Annotated in this window: 17 protein-coding genes and 1 pseudogene; 13 read left to right on the forward strand and 5 right to left on the reverse strand. The window is 56.7% G+C overall.

Features of this window, described 5'->3' with window-relative positions; genetic code table 11:
• Nucleotides 1-34: 34 nt before the first annotated feature.
• The 5 genes and pseudogenes from dusC (at nt 35) to ascB (ending at nt 7,101) form a co-directional block, all read left to right on the forward strand.
• On the forward strand, nt 35-967 hold the full coding sequence (dusC, locus tag PYR66_07640) for a tRNA dihydrouridine(16) synthase DusC (protein ID WEF29575.1): 933 nt from the start codon (nt 35-37) through the stop codon (nt 965-967).
• 356 nt (nt 968-1,323) lie between these two features.
• Nucleotides 1,324-2,688, forward strand: coding sequence for a carbohydrate porin (locus tag PYR66_07645; GenBank protein WEF29576.1), 1,365 nt, complete (start codon nt 1,324-1,326; stop codon nt 2,686-2,688).
• A 169-nt stretch (nt 2,689-2,857) separates the two neighbouring features.
• Nucleotides 2,858-3,691, forward strand: coding sequence for a transcriptional antiterminator BglG (gene bglG / locus PYR66_07650; protein ID WEF29577.1), 834 nt, complete (start codon nt 2,858-2,860; stop codon nt 3,689-3,691).
• Between the two features lie 28 nt (nt 3,692-3,719).
• Nucleotides 3,720-5,691 (forward strand): annotated as a pseudogene (gene bglF, locus PYR66_07655) (PTS beta-glucoside transporter subunit IIABC).
• A 15-nt stretch (nt 5,692-5,706) separates the two neighbouring features.
• Complete coding sequence (ascB, locus tag PYR66_07660; GenBank protein WEF29578.1) at nt 5,707-7,101, forward strand: 6-phospho-beta-glucosidase; 1,395 nt, start codon at nt 5,707-5,709, stop codon at nt 7,099-7,101.
• A gap of 37 nt (nt 7,102-7,138) precedes the next feature.
• On the opposite strand, the gene PYR66_07665 is transcribed toward ascB, so the two are convergent.
• Nucleotides 7,139-7,873 carry a class I SAM-dependent methyltransferase gene (locus PYR66_07665; protein ID WEF29579.1) on the reverse strand — a complete coding sequence of 245 codons (735 nt, stop codon included), beginning with the start codon at nt 7,871-7,873 and terminating at the stop codon, nt 7,139-7,141.
• Between the two features lie 124 nt (nt 7,874-7,997).
• Here PYR66_07665 and mdtQ point away from each other — a divergent pair, with 124 nt between their 5' ends.
• Nucleotides 7,998-9,437 (forward strand): multidrug resistance outer membrane protein MdtQ, encoded by a 1,440-nt coding sequence (mdtQ, locus tag PYR66_07670; protein WEF29580.1) that lies wholly within the window; start codon nt 7,998-8,000, stop codon nt 9,435-9,437.
• A gap of 27 nt (nt 9,438-9,464) precedes the next feature.
• Here the strand turns inward: mdtQ and PYR66_07675 are convergent, their stop codons facing one another.
• Nucleotides 9,465-10,058: a DedA family protein gene (locus PYR66_07675; protein WEF29581.1), complete on the reverse strand. Its 594-nt coding sequence runs from the start codon at nt 10,056-10,058 to the stop codon at nt 9,465-9,467.
• A 154-nt stretch (nt 10,059-10,212) separates the two neighbouring features.
• On the opposite strand from PYR66_07675, the gene PYR66_07680 reads away from it, so the two are divergent.
• A complete protein-coding gene (locus tag PYR66_07680) occupies nt 10,213-10,800 on the forward strand; it encodes a Yip1 family protein (GenBank protein ID WEF29582.1) in 588 nt (195 codons plus the stop codon).
• A gap of 174 nt (nt 10,801-10,974) precedes the next feature.
• Complete coding sequence (gene pbpG, locus PYR66_07685) at nt 10,975-11,925, forward strand: D-alanyl-D-alanine endopeptidase (GenBank protein WEF29583.1); 951 nt, start codon at nt 10,975-10,977, stop codon at nt 11,923-11,925.
• Between the two features lie 112 nt (nt 11,926-12,037).
• On the opposite strand, the gene PYR66_07690 is transcribed toward pbpG, so the two are convergent.
• Complete coding sequence (locus PYR66_07690) at nt 12,038-12,592, reverse strand: GNAT family N-acetyltransferase (GenBank protein ID WEF29584.1); 555 nt, start codon at nt 12,590-12,592, stop codon at nt 12,038-12,040.
• A gap of 92 nt (nt 12,593-12,684) precedes the next feature.
• Nucleotides 12,685-14,418 carry a D-lactate dehydrogenase gene (gene dld / locus PYR66_07695; protein ID WEF29585.1) on the reverse strand — a complete coding sequence of 578 codons (1,734 nt, stop codon included), beginning with the start codon at nt 14,416-14,418 and terminating at the stop codon, nt 12,685-12,687.
• Nucleotides 14,419-14,615: 197 nt separating this feature from the next.
• Between dld and bglX the strand changes: the two genes are divergently transcribed.
• From bglX to PYR66_07720, 5 genes are all read left to right on the forward strand, one after another.
• Entirely contained in the window at nt 14,616-16,913 is a 2,298-nt protein-coding gene (gene bglX, locus PYR66_07700) for a beta-glucosidase BglX (protein ID WEF29586.1), read from the forward strand.
• A 127-nt stretch (nt 16,914-17,040) separates the two neighbouring features.
• On the forward strand, nt 17,041-17,958 hold the full coding sequence (locus tag PYR66_07705) for an ABC transporter substrate-binding protein (GenBank protein WEF29587.1): 918 nt from the start codon (nt 17,041-17,043) through the stop codon (nt 17,956-17,958).
• 6 nt (nt 17,959-17,964) lie between these two features.
• On the forward strand, nt 17,965-19,122 hold the full coding sequence (locus PYR66_07710; protein WEF29588.1) for an ABC transporter permease: 1,158 nt from the start codon (nt 17,965-17,967) through the stop codon (nt 19,120-19,122).
• The gene (locus PYR66_07715; protein ID WEF29589.1) at nt 19,115-20,050 is read left to right on the forward strand and encodes an ABC transporter ATP-binding protein; all 936 of its coding nucleotides are present in this window, start codon (nt 19,115-19,117) and stop codon (nt 20,048-20,050) included. Before PYR66_07710 ends, PYR66_07715 begins: the two co-directional genes overlap by 8 nt.
• Nucleotides 20,047-20,784, forward strand: a complete 738-nt coding sequence (locus tag PYR66_07720; GenBank protein ID WEF29590.1) for an ABC transporter permease — start codon at nt 20,047-20,049, stop codon at nt 20,782-20,784. The genes PYR66_07715 and PYR66_07720 overlap by 4 nt, the downstream gene beginning before the upstream one ends.
• Here PYR66_07720 and PYR66_07725 read toward each other — a convergent pair.
• Nucleotides 20,759-20,872 (reverse strand): protein YohO, encoded by a 114-nt coding sequence (locus tag PYR66_07725; GenBank protein ID WEF29591.1) that lies wholly within the window; start codon nt 20,870-20,872, stop codon nt 20,759-20,761. The two genes, PYR66_07720 and PYR66_07725, sit on opposite strands and share 26 nt — an antisense overlap.
• Between the last annotated feature and the right edge of the window lie 52 nt (nt 20,873-20,924).

Below are 20,924 nucleotides of genomic sequence, written 5' to 3' on the forward strand. Positions count from 1 at the left end.
CTACCATAGCGCCTCTTTTTTTCCGGGTAACAATATGCGTGTATTACTGGCGCCGATGGAAGGCGTGCTCGACTCGCTGGTGCGCGAGCTGCTGACTGAAGTTAACGATTACGATCTGTGCATCACCGAATTTTTGCGTGTGGTGGACCAACTGCTGCCGGTAAAATCGTTCTATAAACTTTGCCCGGAACTCCATCATCAAAGCCGTACTCCCTCCGGCACCCACGTGCGGGTCCAGTTGTTGGGGCAATATCCGCAATGGCTGGCGGAGAACGCCGCCCGCGCGGTGGAACTTGGTTCATGGGGCGTCGATTTAAACTGCGGCTGTCCGTCGAAGCTGGTGAATGGCAGCGGCGGCGGGGCGACATTATTGAAAGACCCGGAACTTATCTACCGCGGCGCGAAAGCGATGCGCGAAGCGGTACCCGATCACCTGCCGGTAACCGTCAAGGTTCGCCTTGGCTGGGACAGCGGCGAACGGCGTTTTGAAATCGCCGATGCGGTGCAGCAGGCGGGCGCCAGCGAATTGGTGGTTCACGGCCGTACCAAAGAAGACGGCTATAAAGCGGAGCGCATCAACTGGCAGGCGATTGGCGAGATCCGTCAACGACTGACGATCCCGGTGGTCGCCAATGGCGAAATCTGGGACTGGCAAAGCGCGCAGGACTGCATGGCCGCCACCGGTTGCGATTCGGTGATGATTGGCCGCGGCGCGCTCAACGTGCCGAATCTCAGCCGGGTAATCAAGTACAATGAGCCGCGTATGCCGTGGCCGCAGGTCATTGAGCTACTGAAAAAATATACCCAGTTGGAAAAGCAGGGCGACACGGGGTTATATCATGTGGCGCGTATCAAACAGTGGCTGGGGTATTTACGTAAAGAATATAGCGAAGCGCTCGGCGTATTTAATGAAATCCGTACACTGCAAACTTCAGCGGATATTGCGCAGGCGATCGCCCGTTATTAAATCAGATAGTGTTATTCCGTTCACAATTTATTACTTCAATATCCTCCATTGATAGTATTTACTACAGTGGAGTGATATTGTCGCCGTATCATTTTTAGGGTTGCTACTGTACCCAGGCAAAACCTAAGCGCTTCCGCCGTATCTGGCCGGGAGTGCTTAGGTTTTTTTTTGCTCTTAATTTAATGGTGAATAAATGATGATGTAAATCAGTGTATTGCGGTTTGGTGAGATCTGGCATAGCGGCGGTTTAAATACTGACGGCCATGCTTTAACTAATTAAAAAATAAAACTACAGAACAGGCAATTAAATTGCCTGTGGCAGCTTATTACCTTTACTCAATCACAATGGATATCTCATGTACAATTATAAAATAAAACATGCGCTGCTATTCGCGGTGTTCGGGGTGGCGGCATCTACGGCCAATGCCGCTGAAAATACGCCATGGAACGGTACCGTATTAGGTTTTGAACCACCCCAGAGCGGATTATTAGGCGAGATGTTAGGTATCCGCCCGATCCTTGAAGATAACGGTTTTCGCTATAATTTAGGCTATCTCAATGAGATGGGCTATAACGCCGCAGGCGGTTACGATCATGATAAACACCTTGCCTATATTGACCAGGTGGCGCTGACGTTTACCCAGGACCTCGAACGCTGGACCGGCATGGCCGACGCGCGCATTGAAGGTAACATCGTCAACCGTAACCATGATGATAACCTCACCACTAAACGTCTGCAGGATCCACGGGTTAACTTTAACGATCTGTCGCAGGAGAGCTGGGGCGGCGGTTCGATAACGCGTCTTGGTTGGCTGACCTTTGCCCGCAGCTTTGATGACCGGCGTCTGACGTGGCGTATCGGTATGATGAACAAGGTGCAGACCTTTGACCAGATTATCCCTTGTGATTTTCAGCTACTGTCGCAGTGCGGCGGTAAATCTGCCAACTCGTTGACCTGGAATAACTGGAACATTCATACCTGGGGCACCACGCTGGAATACAAGCTGACGCCCGTGCTGACGCTCAAAGGTGGGGTGATGGAACAAAACCCCCAAGCGGCTTCCCGCAGCCACGCCTGGAGCTGGTCGACTAAAGGCAGTAAAGGCATTTTATTGCCGCTGGAAATTGAGGCGCGCCCGCGGCCGTTTGGCTTGCCGGGGGCGTATAATCTCGGTGTGGTTTTCACGAATGCACCGCAAAGCGACCTGTATAGCGGTAAATCCGGCGGCGCCGGCGCAACCGACCCGGAAGGTTACGCTCAGCATAACCGTACCTGGTTTATGTATGCCGGGATGAACCAGCAAATTACCCGTCATGCTGACGATCCTCATCGGGGAATGAGTGTCTCCTTAAGCGGCAGCCTCAGCGATCAGCGCAGCAACTACATTCACACCGCCGTTGCTGCCTCAATGCGCTACCGCGGGCTGTTTGATGCCCGCCCCGAGGACTGGATTGGCTTCGGTCTGACCTGGATGGACATGAGCAGCCATTACGCGCGCAATCAGCAGTATATGAATACCCTGAGCGGGGCGCAGGATTACGCCGACCCTGCATATCAGCCAGTTGCCGGTCATTCGATTAACGGCGAGCTGTATTACCGTTTCCGCCCGGTCTCCTGGCTTGAACTACAGCCCGGCCTGCAATACTGGCACCGCCCCGGCGGCGTGGCGCAAACGCAGGATGCGTGGGTCATCGAATGGAAAACGGTGGTCACGTTCTAAGGTATATCGCACAATGAGTCGCGAGCTGTATCACGTTTTTATCCCGTCGCGCTTGAGTCGCAACAAGAAGTTGATACAGTGCGGAAGTTGGATTGCTACTGCTTCGGCAGGCGAAACCTGATTACCTGGCATTTGTCGGGGGTCAGGTTTTTTTGTTTCTGGGGTTCATATGCTAATCGCCAAAGTACTTAATAATAACGTGGTGGTAGTAGTCAATGAGCAGCAGCGCGAACAGGTGGTGATGGGGCGAGGGCTAGCCTTTCAGAAGCGCGTGGGCGACTCGTTAGACGAAAGTAAGATTGAAAAAGTCTTCGCTCTACAGAGTGATGAACTGGTTGGCCGCTTAGGCGAATTACTCAGTCAGATACCGTTAGAAGTGATGACCACCTGCGATCGGATAATCGAGCTGGCCCGCGTGAGGCTGGGTAAGTTGCAGGAGAGTTTATACATTACCCTGACCGACCACTGCCACTTTGCCATCGAGCGGCAGAAAAACGGCGTTGCGATTCGTAATGTGCTGCTGTGGGAGATTAAACGGCTGTATCCAAAGGAGTTTGAGCTGGGTCAGGAGGCGAGGGCCATTATCGCCCGTCGGCTTGGCGTCGAACTGGCGGAGGATGAAGCCGGGTTTATTGCCCTGCATCTGGTGACGGCGCAGCTAAATAGCGAAATGCCGGAAGTGATGCACGTGACTCGGGTGATGCAGGAGATCCTGCAACTGGTGAAGTATCAGCTGCAGCTGAATTATGACGAAGAGTCGCTCAGCTACCAGCGCTTCGTGACTCACCTGAAGTTTTTCGCCCAGCGTATGCTAACGCGCACGGTGGTGCCGGATGACGACGTCACATTGCACAGCGCGGTAAAAGACAATTACGCCAAAGCGTGGAAGTGTGCGGAAACGGTGGCTAAGCACCTGCAAAAAAATTATCAGCGGGCGCTGACGACCGAAGAGATTATGTTTCTTGCCATTCATATTGAACGGGTAAGAAAAGAGGGGCGTTAATCCCCCAATAAAACTGGATTGTTACTGCATGATGCAGGCAAAACCTGAGCGCGACGCCAACCGGCGTGGTTCTCGGGTTTTTTTTATTTTTATTACTCAGTCGCCGGTTGCCTACGGGCAGCGGCAGTAAGGAAAAAAGCATGGAATATAAAGCACTCGCGCAGGATATTCTCAACCGCGTCGGCGGCAAAGAGAACATTGTGAGTCTGGTTCACTGTGCGACACGTCTGCGCTTTAAACTGAAAGAGAACGGCAAAGCCGATGCCGAAGGGCTAAAGGCGAACCCTGGCGTCATTATGGTGGTGGAGAGCGGCGGCCAGTTTCAGGTGGTCATCGGCAACCACGTGCACGATGTCTGGCAGGCGGTGCGTAACGAAGCGGGACTGAGAGACGACAGCGAACCGGTGGCGGAGAAAGGTGAAAAGGGATCGCTACTGGGGCAGGTCATTGACGTTGTTTCCGGTATTTTTACACCGTTTATCGGCGTGCTGGCAGCTTCGGGGATCCTCAAAGGCTTACTGGCGCTGGCGGTGGTCTGCGGCTGGCTAACCCCGCAGCAGGGAACCTACCAAATCTGGTTTGCCGCCAGCGATGCGTTGTTCTTCTTTTTCCCGCTGTTCCTTGGCTATACCGCGGGTAAAAAATTTGGCGGCAATCCGTTTATCACCATGGTTATTGGCGGTGCGTTAACCCATCCACTGATGATCCAGGCCTTTGAGGCTAGCCAGGCGCCGGGCGCCGTAGCGGAACATTTCCTCGGTATTCCGGTGACTTTCATCAACTACAGCTCATCGGTAATCCCGATTATCCTTGCCTCGTGGCTTAGCTGCTGGATTGAACGTAAGGGCAATGCGCTGCTGCCGTCGTCGATGAAAAATTTCTTCACTCCGGCGATTTGCCTGGCGATCGTGGTCCCGCTGACGTTTCTGCTGATTGGCCCGCTGGCGACCTGGTTGAGCCAATTGCTGGCCCAGGGTTATCAGATTATCTACGTAGTGGCGCCGTGGCTGGCGGGAGCGGCGATGGGCGCGCTGTGGCAGGTTTGCGTGATCTTTGGCCTGCACTGGGGGCTTATTCCGCTGATGATTAACAACCTGACGGTGCTCGGTCATGACTCGATGCTGCCGATGCTGCTGCCGGCGGTGATGGGGCAGGTCGGCGCGGCGCTGGGCATTTTCCTGAGAACCCGCGATGCCCGCCAGAAGGTATTGGCCGGCTCTGCGGTATCCGCGGGGATCTTCGGTATTACCGAGCCCGCTATTTACGGCTTAACCTTGCCGCTACGTCGCCCGTTTATCTTCGGCTGCGTGGCGGGGGCTATCGGCGGCGCCATTGTCGGCTTCAGCAACAGCCAGGTTTATTCCTTCGGCTTCGCTAACATCTTTACCCTCGCGCAGATGATTCCGGCGCAGGGGCTTGATAATACCGTGTGGGGAGGCGTGGTAGGTATCGTCGCGGCGCTGTTTATCTCCTGCGGTTTAACCTTCTTCGCTGGCCTGCCGCGCAATAACGCCGAGCCGGCGGCGGTGGTCATCGCGCCCGCGACGGAAAACGAGATTCTGGCTCCGATGTCCGGCAGCGTTTTAGCGCTCGATCAGGTTCCGGATAGCACCTTCGCCAGCGGCCTGCTGGGCAAAGGCGTCGCCATTATTCCGGCGGTGGGTAAAGTGATCGCGCCGTTCTCCGGCGAGGTGGCCTCGCTGTTTCAGACCAAACATGCGATCGGTCTACTGAGCGATAGCGGAATTGAGCTACTGATCCACGTCGGCATTGATACCGTCAAACTCAGCGGCGTGCCGTTTACCGCGTACGTCAAAGAAGGGGACAAAGTCCAGGCGGGCGATCTGCTGATTGAGTTCGATCGTCAGGCGATTCTGGACGCTGGCTATGATCTGGCGACCCCGATAATTATTAGCAACAGCGACGACTATCGTTGCGTTGATATCCTGTCCGCGAGCGTCGTGGACGCCGGTCAACCACTGTTGTCAGTCAGCCATTAATCACAGGAGAGAGAGATGAAAACATTCCCGCAAGGCTTTTTATGGGGCGGCGCGACCGCGGCAAACCAGGTGGAAGGCGCGTATCTGGAAGATGGCAAAGGGTTATCGACCTCTGATGTGCAGCCGCAGGGCGTCTTTGGCGAGGTCGTCGAGCGCGTGACCGGCGATAGCGGCATCAAAGATGTGGCTATCGATTTTTACCATCGCTATCCGCAGGATATTGCCCTGTTTGCCGAGATGGGTTTCAACTGCCTGCGGGTGTCGATTGCCTGGACGCGTATCTTCCCCAACGGCGATGACGCCGAACCAAACGAGGCCGGATTAGCGTTCTACGACAAATTATTTGCCGAGATGGCTGCGCATAGCATCACGCCGCTGGTTACGCTGTCGCACTATGAAATGCCGTGGGCGCTGGTGAAAAACTACGGCGGCTGGGGGAGTCGCGAAGTGATTGGCTTCTTTGAACACTACGCCCGCACCGTGTTTAATCGCTATAAAAATCAGGTCAAACTGTGGCTGACCTTTAACGAAATCAATATGTCTTTGCATGCGCCGATGACTGGCGTCGGCCTGCCGGCTGGCAGCAGTAAAGGCGAGGTTTATCAAGCTATTCACCACCAACTGGTGGCCAGCGCGCTGGCGGTCAAAGTCTGCCACGAACTGGTGCCGGAGGGGAGAATCGGCAATATGCTGCTCGGCGGGTTGATGTATCCGCTAAGCTGCAAACCGGAAGATGTGTTTGAAACTCTGCAGCAAAACCGCAGCTGGCAGTTCTTTGGCGACGTGCAGTGTCGTGGCGCCTATCCGGGCTATATGCAGCGCTATTTCCGCGAAAACGGCATTACGCTCACCATTACCGATGGCGACCGCGCAGCGCTGAAAGAGACCGTCGACTTTATCTCCTTTAGCTACTATATGACCGGCTGCGTGACCGCCGATGAAGAGCTGAACCAGCAGGCGCGTGGCAACATTCTCAGCATGGTTCCGAATCCGCACCTGGCAAGCTCGGAGTGGGGCTGGCAGATAGACCCGCTGGGCCTGCGCACGCTACTGAACGTGTTGTGGGATCGTTATCAGAAACCGCTGTTTATCGTTGAAAACGGCCTGGGGGCGAAGGATAAGGTAGAAGCCGATGGCGGCATCAACGATGACTATCGCATTAGCTACCTGAACGATCACCTGGTACAGGCGCGTGAAGCAATTGACGATGGCGTCGAGCTGATGGGCTTTACCAGTTGGGGGCCAATCGATCTGGTCAGCGCCTCTAAAGCCGAGATGTCCAAGCGCTATGGCTTTATCTACGTCGATCGCGACGATAGCGGGCAGGGAACCCTGGCGCGGCGGAAGAAGAAAAGCTTTGCCTGGTACCAGTCTGTTATTGCCAGCAACGGCGGCAGCCTGCAGGAATAAACCGTTTGGCGGCCCGGATTGCCGGGCCGCATGCCGTTTACGCCGGTTTTCGCGCGCGTAGTAAAAAGATCATCGGGCGTTCTTTCTCTTCATCCAGCGCGGGTTGTTCGGCAATTTGTTGCGCCGTCGGCCCCCATTCATCGAGATGCTCCAGTACAAAACCAGCAGTAATCAGCGCGTTAATCCAGCTTGAGAGCTTGCGATGCTGTTTGATTACCCCGTCAGCGAACCAGTTGCTGATGCGCTCTCCTTCCTGCTGATAGTGGCTGACCGGCCAGCTTTTTCGCCCCTGGTCATCAACCTGCCAGCCCTGCTGCGGCGGTGCGGTATAGATAGGGTGTTCGGCGGAAAATACCAACATGCCGCCGGGCGTCAGCGCCTGAAACAGGGTGGCGAACATCGGGGCGATGTCCGGCAAATAATGCAGCGCCAGCGAACTGTAAACCAGATTGCAACTGGCGGCGGGCAGCGTCAGGGTTTGTAGATCGGCGCAGCGATAATCAATGGCGTCGCCGGTGGTCATTTCCCGCGCGCGCGCCAGCATACGGCTGGACAGATCGAACCCGATTATCTGTTTTGCCCCCTGTTGCTGCGCCCAGCGACAAAACCAGCCGTAGCCGCAGCCAAGATCAATCACTCGCAGGTCGTCTAATGGGGGTAGCATGTTCTGAATTGACGGCCATTCCGGTGCGCCGTCGAGCCCCTTTACCGAACGGTCAAGGGTGGCATAACCGGCAAAAAATCCCGGATCATCGTAAATATTCTGACTCATAGCGACTCCAGTAATGACTGAATTTATTTTTAGCTGACTAATTGTTTCTCCACACGCTTTACTTAACGAATGCAATTCAATTAATTTATGATGACCAACCTTTTTTAGTAACCCGACCTGAAGAATGAACCTTACTTTGAGCAAAAGCGTGCTGGCAGGATTGCCTTTGGCCATCGCGCTGACAGGCTGCGCGCCATCGCACGACATCGGCGGCCCGCTGCAGCAGCAAACTCCGGCATCTCATGTATCGATGGATTTGCCTGCCGCCGTAAAAAACGGCTGGCCGCATACCGACTGGTGGAAAGATTACCATGATGCCCAACTGGATAACCTGATTCAACGCGCGTTAGCCAATGCGCCGGATATGCAGATTGCCGAGCAGCGCATCAAACTTGCCGAAGCGCAGGCGCGGATGTCGCAGGCTAACCTTGGCCCGGAGATGGATTTCTCCGCCGACATCGAACGGCAGAAGATGTCTTCTGAAGGTCTGATGGGGCCGTTCGCCACCGATACCGACGGCAATACTGGCCCGTGGTACACCAACGGTACCTTCGGCCTGACCGCCGGCTGGGATCTGGACCTGTGGGGTAAAAACCGTGCGTTGGTGAAAGCGCGTATCGGGGAAGTGAAAGCGCAGGTCGCCGAAGAGGCGCAAACCCGCGAACTCCTGGCCAGCAGCGTGGCGCGCCTGTACTGGCAGTGGCAGACTGAAGCGGCGGTGAAAACGGTGTTGCAGCAGGTCAAAAGCGAACAGAATAATATCGTTAGCGTTGACACTGCGCTGTATCAGCGCGGTATCACCAACTCCGCTGAAGGGGCGGAGAACGATATTAACGTCAGCAAAACCGATCAACAGCTGGCCGATGTGGCGGGCAACATGAAAGAGATTGAAGCGCGGCTAATGGCGTTAACCAACAGTCAGAGCCAGTCGCTTAATCTGCATACGGCGGCGCTGCCTGCGGTCAGCGCGCAGATGCCGAGCGAATTGGGCTATGAGCTGCTGGCCCGTCGCCCGGATCTGCAGGAAGCGCACTGGTATATCGAATCCTCGTTGAGTGAAATCGATGCGGCGAAAGCGGCGTTTTATCCGGATATCAACCTGATGGCTTTCCTGCAACAGGATGCGCTGCACTTAAGCGATCTGTTCCGCCATTCGGCGCAGCAAATGGGCATTACTGCCGGACTGACGCTGCCTATCTTTGATAGCGGCAGGCTGAACGCGAATCTCGATATCGCCAGCGCGCAGAATGGCCTGTCGATTGCGAAATACAACAAAGCGGTAGTCGATGCGGTGAACCAGGTGGCGAAAACCGCCAGCCAGGTTGAAACGCTGATGGAGAAAAACCAGCAGCAACAGCAAGTGGAAAAAGACGCGCAGCGGGTCGTGAATCTCGCTCAGGCGCGGATGAACGCCGGTATCTTGCCCGGCTCCCGCGTAAGTATGGCCAAGCTGCCAGCGCTGCAGGAACGGATCGCCGCGCTGCGTCTGCACGGCCAGTGGCTGGACGCCAGCATTCAGCTGACTTCGGCACTGGGCGGCGGTTATCACCAGACGACGAAGTAACATGACACACAGCGGCGCGTCGCGCCGCTATTTCCGCTCATCCTCTTCATCCTTGTCTTTTCTTTTCGCTTCCCGGTGCTTCAGCCACCAATGTACGCCTACCACCAGCACGACCACGAGGATCAGCCAAACCAGGTGTTTGACGTGTTGATCGAGATGATGCAGCCACGGGCCTATCGCCTCGCCGCCGAGATAACCGAGAGTGGTAAAGATCAGCGCCCAAAGCAACGCACCAAAAATATTCAGCGGCAGAAACACTTTCGGCGGTAGGCGACTGGCGCCAATTAAGACCGGGCCGATAACCCGGAAGCCGTACATAAAGCGGGTGCCGATAACAAACAGATAAGGGCGGCGTTGAATCATGCGCTGCGCTTTGCGGATCCGCGCCTTTTGGCGGGAGAAGCGGCGTAACAGCTTGCCACCGAACTGGCGCCCCAGTAGATAGAGCAGTTGATCGCCGATCATACCGCCTAAAGCCACTGAAATGACCACCAGAGAAAACTTCAATAGACCCTGATGCGCCGCCACGCCGCCAAGAATAGTGACGGTTTCACCTTCCGCAATGCTGCCAATAATCAGCGCCGCATAGCCGTAATGGGAAATCAGGTTATTGATATCCATATAAACATAAACTCCTGCAATGACTAATCCCCTAATCATACACCCTGATGATTAAAACGAGCTGAAGAGCATTTTTGTCGCTGTATGCAAAATAATCTACAGAGTGAATTATACTTGGATCAGTGCTGTACGAAGCCGTGACAAGGGGGACGCTATGAACCATGTCTGGGGACTCTTCTCTCATCCTAACCAAGAGATGAGTGTGATCAAGAGTGAAAATGAGACCATTTCGCACCACTACACGCACCATGTGCTGGTCATGGCGGCGGTTCCGGTTATCTGCGCCTTTATCGGTACGACGCAGTTAGGCTGGAACTTCGGCGACGGCACGGTGATTAAACTGTCGTTGATGACCGGGTTGGTATTAGCGGTCGTGTTTTATGCCGTGATGCTGGCCGGGGTGGCGGTGATGGGACGGGTGATCTGGTGGATGGCGAGAAACTATCCGCAGCAGCCGTCGTTGAAACGCTGTATGGTTTTTGCCGGCTACGTTGCGACGCCGCTGTTTCTAAGCGGGCTTGTGGCGCTGTATCCGCTGGTATGGCTGTGCGCGCTGATCGGCACCATCGCGCTGTTCTATACCGGTTATCTGCTGTATCTGGGTATTCCGACCTTCCTGAGTATTAACAAGGAAGAGGGGCTCAGCTTCGCCAGCTCGACCCTGGCTATCGGGGTGCTGGTGCTGGAAGTACTGCTGGCCATCACCGTCGTGTTGTGGGGCTACGGCTACCGACTCTTCTAACCTGATGCATTGCCGGCAGATATGAATAATTATGTCGGCAATGCAGCATTTGCTCACTATTCTTATTAGCCACAGAGCGTTATGGCGCGGTATGATTGCGTTTGCCAGCGGCGTTGCCCCGCGAACGCCGCGGCGTACGTTCAATAACGTGCAAAAATACTTTTCAGAATACCCATGATGCCGAAATTTCGAGTTTCTTTGCTCAGCCTGACGTTGCTGCTGGCTGTGCCTTTTGCGCCCCAGGCGATGGCAAAAACTACCGCGACGGCTGCCGCCTCGCAGCCGGACATCGCTTCCGGTAGCGCCATGATCGTCGATCTGGCCACCAAAAAAACCATTTACGCCAGCCAGCCGGATCTGGTGCGCCCGATGGCGTCGATCACCAAAGTGATGACCGCGATGGTGGTGCTGGATGCCCATCTGCCGCTGGATGAGATGCTAACCGTTGATATCAGCCAGACGCCGGAGATGAAAGGCATTTACTCCCGCGTGCGGCTTAACAGCCAAATCAGCCGCCGCAATATGCTGCTGCTGGCGCTGATGTCCTCGGAAAACCGCGCCGCCGCCAGCCTGGCGCACCACTATCCGGGCGGCTACAACGCGTTTATCCGCGCGATGAACGCCAAAGCGCAGGCGCTGGGGATGACCCATACCCGCTACGTGGAGCCGACGGGCCTGTCGGTGCATAACGTCTCTACTGCTCGCGATCTGAGCAAATTGCTGATCGCCAGCGAGCAGTATCCGCTGATCGGCCAGTTGAGCACCACGAAAGAAGATACCGCCACATTCGCGCATCCGGCCTATACGCTGCCGTTCCGCAATACCAATCACCTGGTGTATCGCGATAACTGGAATATTCAGCTGACCAAAACCGGCTTTACCAACGCCGCGGGCCACTGCCTGATTATGCGTACAGTGATTAATCAACGCCCGGTGGCGTTAGTGGTGATGGATGCGTTCGGCAAATATACCCACTTCGCCGACGCCAGCCGTTTGCGGACCTGGATTGAAACCGGGAAGGTGATGCCGGTTCCGGCCTCGGCGCTGAGCTATAAAAAGCAGCGTGAAGCGCAGATGGCGGAAGCGATGCTGAAAGGCGGCGCGCAGACCGCGCAAAACGATTAATCCGCACACCCCGGATGGCGGCGCGTTGCGCCTTATCCGGGTTACAACGACACAACTACGCTGCACGGTAGCCCGGCTAAGGCGTTTACGCTGCGAGCCGGGGATGTTGATATTACTCCGGCAGCGTCCAGTCGCCGTCGCCGAGTTGGCGCTGCATAATCAAGGTATCGCGCCAGTCTCCCATCTTATAGCCGACGCTGCGCAGTTGTCCGGTGACGGTAAATCCGAACTTCTCATGAATGGCAATCGAGCGGGCATTGTTATGGCCATCGCCGATAATCGCCAGCATCTGTCGCCATGGTCCCTGTTCACATTGCGCAATCAGGCGCGTCAGCAGCGCGCTGCCGATGCCGCGCCCGCCCATGCCGGATTCAACGTAAATCGACTCTTCCAGGGTGTAGCGATAGGCCGGGCGAGGGCGATAGAACGTCGCATAGCAGTAGCCGACGATGGTGCCGCGCCACAGCGCGACCAGCCAGGGAAGCCCGTTATCACGCACGGTTTTAATTCGCTTGCGCATTTCGTCGACGGTGGGCGGGATCTCTTCAAAAGAGGCGCGGCCGTTAAGCACGTGCCAAACGTACAGCGCGGCAATCGCGTGCGCGTCATCGGGCAGCGCTTCGCGGATCTCTAAGTCGGCGTCTTGTAACTTATCCTTGGCGGACATGGGGGCTCCTCAAGCTAATTGGCCGGAGAGTCTTTTTCTCCGGCGTGCAGCGTAATACAGAAGCCCCACGGCTGAATAGCCCCGGCGCGCGATTATTGTGGTTCAATCGGGTTCTGCGGCTCGCCCCAGTATTTTTGTTTGCTGGTTTTGCCAATACCCGGGTTCATGCTGTTGGTGGGATCGTTCTGGCGATAGAAACGTTTCAGGCTATCCGCCGCTTCATACAGGTGGCCGACGTTGTGTTCCGCCGGGTACTGCGCGCCGCGCGCCTGCAGCAGTTCCAGCATTTTCTCTTTCAGTTCGTGGGCGTCGACGCCTTTCTTCACGATGTAGTCCTGATGGAAGACGTGGCACATAAAGTGGCCGTAGTAGAGCTTATAGACCAGTTGGCTGTCGATCTCGGCCGGTAGATGCTCGAACCATTCGGTATCGTTGCGGCGCAGAGCGATATCCAGCGCCAGAATATCCTCTACTTCATCGGCATGCACCGCCTGATAGCGGATCGCCGCGCCAGCGGCGGCGAAGCGATGCAGGAATGCCTTGCTGCCTTCCTCTGCGGTACAGACGAAGAAATCGCCTTCGGCCTGCTGGAAGTACTCTTTCAGCCAGCTTTGCGCTTCTTCAATGCCGTCGCCGGCCATTTTCAGCAGGAGATGGTGCTCGTATTTATCGCGCCAGGTTTTCATCCGCGCCGGTAAGTGCGCCGGGAAGGCATGACCCAGTTTCTGCATAAAGCGATCGGTGAAGTGCGGTTTAAATAGCGATACTTTTTCCAGCATCGCATCGGTGCGCCCTTTCATGGTGAAGAAGAACGGCATTTTGTCCGTGCCGAGCTTATCAATCATCAGGAAGGTATCTTTGCCATACTGCTCGGCGATATCGTAAATATCGCGGTGCATGTATTCACCGGCCACTGGCAGATGATTGAATTCGGCGAGAATATGGCGGCGAATTTCGGTCAGCACCTCCGGCTGGTTAGTGCCGATATAGAACACCTGCTGGCGTTTTTCTGCCGGGAAGGTATCGAGGCGCACGGCGAAGACCGCCAGTTTGCCAGCGCAGCCGGAAGATTCGAACAGGCGGTCCGGGTCGGCGTTATAGCGCGCCGGGGTGTCGGCGTCGACGTCGCGCACGCGGGTCACGTAATCGTAGTCGTGAGCGTGGCGGCCATCGTGCTGTACATCTTCGTCTTTGATGCGGTCATCATCGAGACGACTTAAGATTTGCTCTGGCGTTGAACCCAAATCGATCCCCAGATGGTTAACCAACTTCAGTTTGCCGTCGGCGTCAATTTGCGCAAATAGCGACATCTCGGTATACGCCGGGCCGCGCTGCACCAGTGAACCGCCGGAGTTGTTGCAGATGCCGCCAATCACTGAGGCGCCGATGCAGGAAGAGCCAATCACCGAGTGCGGCTCGCGACCCAGCGGCTTAAGCGCTTTTTCCAGCGAATAGAGGGTCGTCCCCGGATAGGCCAGCACCTGCTCGCCTTTATCCAGCAAGTGCAGTTTGTCCAGACGCAGGGTACTGATAATGACGATCTCGCGGTCATAATCGTTGCCGCTCGGGGTAGAACCTTCGGTCAGGCCGGTATTCGCCGCCTGCATGAGAATAATTTTGTCTGCCTGCACGCAGGCGCTCAGCACGCGCCACAATTCGAGCAGGGTGCCCGGGAAGACCACCGCCAGCGCGTCACCGTGGCCGGAGCGGAACCCTTTACGGTAGCGCTGCGTTTTCGCTGGATCGGTCAAGAGATGTGAGGAGCCAACCAGTCGCGCCAGTTCCGCCAGAAAGGGATGGTTATTTGTTGTTATTGCCGATGACATGATTCACTCCTTTGTAGTGGCAGGAAAATAGACCTGCTCTTAGCATACTGCTTTGTATGATAATTTGGCGCATGAATGTTTTCATAATTCAGATAAGAACCTTAGCATTCTACGGGCGCCTTGTTTATATATATGGCAAACTGCGGTTTTTGCTATGTTTTCGCCTGACTATCCGAAGCGAAGAGGGATACATAATAATGAAATGGTTGTGTACTGTAAGCGTCGCCGTGAGTCTGGCGCTACAACCGGCGCTGGCCGATGAGCTGTTTGGCAATCATCCCCTGACGCCGCAGGCGCGGGATGCGTTTGTCAGTGAACTGCTGAAAAAAATGACGGTGGATGAAAAAATCGGCCAGTTGCGCTTAATCAGCGTCGGCCCGGATAATCCGAAAGAGGCGATCCGCGACATGATTAAAGACGGCCAGGTCGGGGCGATTTTTAATACCGTCACCCGCCCGGATATCCGCGCGATGCAGGATCAAGTGATGCAGTTAAGCCGCCTGAAGATCCCGCTGTTCTTCGCCTACGACGTGCTGCACGGACAGCGCACCGTCTTCCCGATTAGCCTTGGCCTGGCGTCCTCCTTTAACCTCGACGCGGTCAAAACCGTCGGGCGCATTTCGGCATATGAAGCGGCCGACGATGGCCTGAATATGACCTGGGCGCCGATGGTCGATGTGTCCCGCGATCCGCGCTGGGGCCGCGCCTCCGAAGGTTTTGGCGAAGATACCTGGCTGACCACCGAGATGGGTAAAGCGATGGTGGAATCGATGCAGGGCAAGAGCCCGGCAGACCGCTATTCGGTGATGACCAGCGTCAAACACTTCGCCGCCTACGGTGCGGTGGAGGGCGGGAAAGAGTACAACACCGTCGACATGAGCCCGCAGCGCCTGTTCAACGACTACATGCCGCCCTATAAAGCCGGGCTTGATGCCGGTAGCGGCGCGGTGATGGTGGCGCTGAATTCGCTTAACGGCACGCCGGCGACGTCCGACGCATGGCTGCTGAAAGACGTGCTGCGCGATCAGTGGGGCTTTAAAGGCATCACTGTTTCCGACCATGGCGCGATCAAAGAACTGATTAAACACGGCGTTGCTGCCGACCCGGAAGACGCCGTGCGCGTGGCGCTGAAATCCGGCATCAACATGAGCATGAGCGATGAGTACTACAGCAAGTATCTGCCGGGGCTGGTGAAATCCGGCAAGGTGACGATGGCCGAGTTGGATGACGCCACCCGCCATGTGCTTAACGTGAAGTACGACATGGGGTTGTTTAACGACCCGTACAGTCATCTGGGGCCAAAAGATTCCGATCCGCAGGACACCAACGCCGAAAGCCGCCTGCATCGTAAAGAGGCGCGCGAAGTGGCGCAGGAAAGTCTGGTGCTGTTGAAAAATCGTCTCGATACGCTGCCGTTGAAAAAGTCCGGCACGATCGCGGTGGTGGGCGCGCTGGCTGACAGCAAGCGCGACATGATGGGCAGTTGGTCGGCGGCGGGTGTGGCCGACCAGTCGGTCACCGTGCTGAGCGGTATCAAAGAGGCGCTGGGCGATAAAGGTAAAGTGATTTACGCTAAAGGCGCGAACGTCACCAACGATAAAGGCATTGTCGACTTCCTTAACCTGTATGAGAAAGCGGTACAGGTGGACCCGCGTTCGCCGCAGGCGATGATCGACGAAGCCGTGGCGGCCGCCAAACAGTCTGATGTGGTGGTTGCCGTGGTGGGCGAGGCGCAGGGGATGGCGCATGAGGCCTCCAGCCGTACCGACATTACGCTGCCGCAAAGCCAGCGTGACCTGATTAGCGCGCTGAAAGCGACCGGTAAACCGCTGGTGCTGGTGCTGATGAATGGTCGCCCGCTGGCGTTGGTAAAAGAGGATCAGCAGGCGGATGCGCTGCTGGAGACCTGGTTTGCCGGTACCGAAGGCGGCCACGCGATTGCCGATGTGCTGTTTGGCGATGTCAATCCGTCCGGTAAGCTGCCGATGTCCTTCCCACGCTCGGTGGGGCAGATTCCGACCTACTACAGCCACCTGAATACCGGTCGCCCGTATAATCCGGAAAAACCGAATAAATACACTTCGCGTTATTTCGATGAAGCGAACGGCCCGCTATATCCGTTTGGCTATGGTCTGAGCTACACCACCTTTAGCGTTTCCGACGTCAAAATGTCGGCGCCGACGATGCCGCGCGACGGCAGCGTGACCGCCAGCGTGCAGGTGACGAATACCGGCAAACGCGAGGGGGAGACGGTGATCCAGCTGTATCTGCAGGATGTTACCGCCTCAATGAGTCGCCCGGTGAAAATGCTGCGCGGCTTCAAGAAAGTGAACCTCAAACCGGGTGAGACGCAAACCGTCAGCTTCCCGATTGATGTTGATGCGCTGAAGTTCTGGAACCAGCAGATGAAGTACGTCGCCGAACCGGGCAAATTCAACGTCTTTATTGGCGTTGATTCCGCCCGCGTTAAGCAGAGCGAGTTTGAACTGCTGTAATGAGATAAAGATTTCACCCTTAAAAGGCCGATTAATCGGCCTTTTCTTTTTCGTTCAGCGGCCAAATGGGCTACGCTTTTCTCTTAAGCTTCTGTAAACGGAGCGCAAAAGAACAGAGGGAAGCGGGATGATGATGGCAACGAAATGGTCCGGCGCGCTGGCGCTGGCGGCACTGGTTAGCCTGCCGCTGCAGGCGGCGGAGCCGGTGAAAGTCGGGTCGAAAATCGACACTGAAGGGGCGCTGCTCGGCAATATTATTTTGCAGGTACTGGAAAACCACGGGGTGAAAACCGTCAACAAAGTTCAGCTTGGCACCACGCCTGTGGTGCGCGGGGCGATCGCCGCCGGTGAGTTGGATATCTACCCGGAATATACCGGCAACGGCGCTTTCTTCTTTAAAGATGAAAACGATCCGGCGTGGAAAAACGCCAAACAGGGGTATGAAAAAGTCAAAGCGCTCGATGCGGAAAAGAACAAACTTATTTGGTTGACGCCGGCGCCTGCCAACAATACCTGGACCATCTCGGTACGTCAGGACCTGGCGGAGCAAAATCATCTGACTTCACTGTCCGATCTGAGCGCGTATCTGCAGAAAGGCGGCAACTTTAAACTTGCGGCGTCTGCTGAGTTTATTGAACGCCCTGATGCGTTGCCGGCTTTTGAAAAAGCCTATGGTTTCAAGCTCAATCAGGATCAACTGTTGTCGCTGGCGGGCGGCGATACGGCAGTGACGATTAAAGCGGCGGCGCAGCAAACCTCCGGCGTTAATGCGGCGATGGCCTACGGCACCGATGGCCCGGTCGCGGCGCTGGGCCTGCAAACGTTGAGCGACCCGAAAGGCGTACAGCCGATTTATGCCCCGACGCCGGTGGTGCGCGCAGCGGTGCTGAAAGCCTATCCGCAGATGGCGCAGTGGCTGGCGCCGGTCTTTGCCAGCCTCGATGAAAAAACGCTGCAGAAGCTGAACGCCAGTATTGCGGTCGAAGGGCGCGATGCGAAAAAAGTGGCGGCTGACTATCTGCAACAAAAAGGGCTGCTGAAGTAATTTTTGGTGACTATTCGTTGTTATAACCGCGTGGCGCTACTGCTAACGCTGCTGCTGTTAGCGGTGGCGACGCTGCCGTTTGTCACTTATGCCCCCAACCGCCTGCTCTCCGGAGAGGCGCGCTGGCTATGGTCGCAGATACCGTGGCTGGCGGGCGTGCAGCTGGCCACAGTGCTGTTGCTGTTGCTGCTGTGCTGGGTCCCCGGTCGGCTGGCGCTGCTCGGGAGTCTGATCATTGCCGACTTATTGCTGCCACTGCTGCTATGGGGCGCTGGCCACACTGCGCTACAGTTGGCGGAGCAAGGTTCGCCGCTGGCGCGCACCTCGCCCGGTAGCGGGTTGTGGCTCTCTCTCGCGCTGTGCTTGCTTATCGCCAGCGATACGATCCGCCGTTTGACTCCACGCGCGCTGTGGCGCTGGCTGCTCAACGCTCAACTGTGGTTGCTTCCTTGCCTGCTACTGTGGCTGGGGGCGCTCGATTCGCTCTCGTTACTGAAAGAGTATGTCAATCGCGAGGATGTCTTTAACGACGCCCTGCGCCAACATCTGTGGCTGCTGTTCGGGACGCTGCTGCCGGGGCTACTGCTCGGTCTGTCGATTGGCTTTGCCATCTGGCGGCGTCCGCGCTGGCAGGCGCCGGTGTTTACCTTCCTCAATGTGATTCAAACCATTCCCTCGGTGGCGCTGTTCGGCCTGCTGATTGCGCCGCTGGCCGGACTGACCCGGCATTTTCCGTGGCTGGGGCATCTTGGCGTCTCCGGAACCGGTATGGCGCCGGCGCTGATCGCGCTGGTGTTGTATGCGTTATTACCGCTGGTGCGTGGGGTGGTGACCGGTCTGCATCAGGTACCGCGGGAAGCGCTGGAAAGCGCAATGGCGATGGGAATGAGCGCGGGGCAGCGTTTTCGCCAGGTACAATTGCCGCTGGCGCTGCCGGTGTTGTTGCGTAGTCTGCGGGTGGTGAGCGTGCAGACCGTCGGTATGGCGGTGGTGGCGGCGCTGATTGGCGCCGGTGGTTTCGGGGCACTGGTGTTCCAGGGATTGCTCAGCAGCGCGCTGGATTTGGTGCTGTTAGGGGTGATCCCGACGATTGCGCTGGCGGTGGTGGTGGATGCCGTCTTTGCGCTGTGGGTCGCGTTACTAAAAGGAGAGGCGAATGATTGAGTTCGACGGGGTGAACAAATCCTTCGCCGGGCAGCCTGCGGTGAAGGACCTTAACCTGCATCTGCGCGAAGGAGCGTTTTCAGTATTGATTGGTACTTCCGGCTCCGGAAAATCGACCACGCTGAAGATGATTAACCGGTTGGTGGAGCAGGATAGCGGGGTGATCCGTTTCGCCGGTCAGGATATCCGCCAGCAGCCGCTGTTGGCGCTGCGCCGCCGGATGGGATACGCCATTCAATCGATCGGTTTATTTCCTCACTGGACGGTGGCGCAAAATATTGCCACCGTGCCGCAGTTGCAAAAGTGGCCGCGCGGGAAAATCGCCGAACGGGTCGATGAGCTGATGGCGCTGCTCGGCCTGGAGCCGTTACTGCGCGAGCGTTACCCGCACCAGCTTTCCGGCGGTCAGCAGCAGCGCGTCGGGGTGGCGCGGGCGCTGGCGGCTAACCCGGAAGTGCTGCTGATGGATGAACCGTTTGGCGCACTGGATCCGGTGACGCGTGAAACACTGCAGCAGGAGATGATCCGCATTCATCGTCTGCTCGGGCGCACCATCGTGCTGGTGACGCACGATATCGACGAAGCGCTGCGCCTGGCGGATCATCTGGTGTTAATGGACGGCGGCGAAGTGGTGCAACAAGGCGAACCGCTGCAAATGTTGCTGCAGCCGAAAAATGCCTTTGTGGAAACCTTCTTTGGCCGCAGCGAACTGGGGGTGCGGCTGCTTTCGCTACGCGGCGTCGGTGATTATTTGCGTCGCGATGAACGGCTGGCGGGGGATGCGCTGAACGTTTCGATGACGCTGCGCGAAGCGCTGTCGCAGTTTGTCGCTCACCGCCGTGAAGTGCTGCCGGTGGTGGATGAACAAGGTCAGGCGTGCGGTACGCTGCACTTTGCCGACCTGCTGCGCGATGGGGGCGCGGTGTGAAAGCCCTTCGCGATCCGCTGTGCTGGCTGGTGGCGCTGTTTATCGTGCTGCTGCTGGCGTTGCCCCATAGTGCGCCGTTGTTTAGCTGGCTGTTTCCGGAGCTGCCGCGCCCGGTTTACCAACAGGAGAGTTTTCTGGCGTTGACGCTGGCCCATTTTTGGCTGGTGGCGCTCTCCAGCCTTGCGGCGACGTTTATCGGCGTCGGGGCAGGGATTGCGGTAACCCGTCCCGGCGGACGGGAATTTCGCCCGCTGGTCGAGACGATTGCCGCTATGGGGCAGACGTTTCCGCCGGTAGCGGTACTGGCGATTGCGGTGCCGGTAATGGGCTTTGGCTGGCAGCCGGCGCTGATTGCACTGGCGTTGTATGGAATACTTCCCGTGCTGCAGGGGACGCTGGCCGGATTGAGCTCAATACCGCCGGGGGTATCGGGGATTGCCGAAGGGATGGGGATGACTGGCTGGCAGCGACTATGCAAAGTGGAACTGCCGCTGGCGGCGCCGGTCATGCTGGCCGGGATCCGTACTTCGACCATCGTCAATATTGGTACTGCGACAATTGCTTCAACGGTAGGAGCCAACACACTCGGCACGCCGATTATCATCGGTCTCAGCGGCTTCAATACCGCTTACGTGCTGCAGGGCGCGCTGCTGGTCGGGCTGGCGGCGATCATCGTTGACCGCCTGTTTGAAAGGTTGAACCGGTGGATCAGCCGACACCGCCACGCACAATAAACGAATAACCCGCCAGCATCACGCCGCCGATCCCGCCGATGGCCATGAATAAGAAGAGGGTGATGACCGCGATTTTCGCTGGCTTCATGATAGGCTCCTTTTGTTAACGGAGGGATTATACGGTGAAGCGCTGGTGTTAA

Source organism: Klebsiella aerogenes (assembly GCA_029027985.1).
Lineage (GTDB): Bacteria > Pseudomonadota > Gammaproteobacteria > Enterobacterales > Enterobacteriaceae > Klebsiella > Klebsiella aerogenes_A.

Coding starts and splice junctions, on each gene's coding strand:
- dusC (WEF29575.1), top strand. CDS start 35: ATGCGTGTATTACTGGCGCCGATGGAAGGCGTGCTCGACTCGCTGGTG.
- PYR66_07645 (WEF29576.1), top strand. CDS start 1,324: ATGTACAATTATAAAATAAAACATGCGCTGCTATTCGCGGTGTTCGGG.
- bglG (WEF29577.1), top strand. CDS start 2,858: ATGCTAATCGCCAAAGTACTTAATAATAACGTGGTGGTAGTAGTCAAT.
- ascB (WEF29578.1), top strand. CDS start 5,707: ATGAAAACATTCCCGCAAGGCTTTTTATGGGGCGGCGCGACCGCGGCA.
- PYR66_07665 (WEF29579.1), bottom strand. CDS start 7,873: ATGAGTCAGAATATTTACGATGATCCGGGATTTTTTGCCGGTTATGCC.
- mdtQ (WEF29580.1), top strand. CDS start 7,998: ATGAACCTTACTTTGAGCAAAAGCGTGCTGGCAGGATTGCCTTTGGCC.
- PYR66_07675 (WEF29581.1), bottom strand. CDS start 10,058: ATGGATATCAATAACCTGATTTCCCATTACGGCTATGCGGCGCTGATT.
- PYR66_07680 (WEF29582.1), top strand. CDS start 10,213: ATGAACCATGTCTGGGGACTCTTCTCTCATCCTAACCAAGAGATGAGT.
- pbpG (WEF29583.1), top strand. CDS start 10,975: ATGATGCCGAAATTTCGAGTTTCTTTGCTCAGCCTGACGTTGCTGCTG.
- PYR66_07690 (WEF29584.1), bottom strand. CDS start 12,592: ATGTCCGCCAAGGATAAGTTACAAGACGCCGACTTAGAGATCCGCGAA.
- dld (WEF29585.1), bottom strand. CDS start 14,418: ATGTCATCGGCAATAACAACAAATAACCATCCCTTTCTGGCGGAACTG.
- bglX (WEF29586.1), top strand. CDS start 14,616: ATGAAATGGTTGTGTACTGTAAGCGTCGCCGTGAGTCTGGCGCTACAA.
- PYR66_07705 (WEF29587.1), top strand. CDS start 17,041: ATGATGATGGCAACGAAATGGTCCGGCGCGCTGGCGCTGGCGGCACTG.
- PYR66_07715 (WEF29589.1), top strand. CDS start 19,115: ATGATTGAGTTCGACGGGGTGAACAAATCCTTCGCCGGGCAGCCTGCG.
- PYR66_07725 (WEF29591.1), bottom strand. CDS start 20,872: ATGAAGCCAGCGAAAATCGCGGTCATCACCCTCTTCTTATTCATGGCC.